We start from the raw sequence: 473 nt of genomic DNA, 5'->3' as shown, positions 1-473 counted from the left end.
AAAACGAAGATGCCCTACAACGAATCAAAATATTTAGAAGCATTAAACCGAAGAGGATCGCCACTGTTAAAATTTGCAATAAATAGCTAAATTTTACTAGTTGTCCACCTCAGGGCGTGTTGTTAGCTATACTTTAACTCATGATTTGTAATAACTAACATATCATCAATAACTTCACCGTTTAATAATGAATGCCAACAATAATAACCTATAACATCATCTTCAAGTCTTATATTTAATGTAGTTTCTAAATACGGCACATTCATGTCTTCACTTTCGAAACAGAGTTTATGTGAATCAAAATCGTATTTGAACTTACAGGTAATTGAGTTATCAATATCGAAGTCTTCGGAAGCAGCCCATAATTTAGCACCTTTGATTGCATTTGGGACAAGACGTAAATCGTGAGCTAGTTTATTTAGATTATTGATCAAAGCGTCCATATAACGACGGTGTATCCTTGTATAGCTAAC

1 protein-coding gene is annotated in these 473 nt (G+C 33.4%); it reads right to left on the bottom strand.

Annotated features, from left to right (window positions below; all coding sequences use genetic code 11):
* Window positions 1-122: 122 nt before the first annotated feature.
* Window positions 123-473: hypothetical protein (locus H4J62_RS20025; protein ID WP_220470119.1), on the bottom strand; the 351-nt coding region annotated here is incomplete at its 5' end.

The organism is Colwellia sp. BRX8-5 (genome assembly GCF_014077325.1).
Taxonomy (GTDB): domain Bacteria; phylum Pseudomonadota; class Gammaproteobacteria; order Enterobacterales; family Alteromonadaceae; genus Colwellia_A.
The sequence above is the reverse complement of the archived record's forward strand: the minus strand, read 5'-3'. Positions and strand labels throughout refer to the sequence as shown.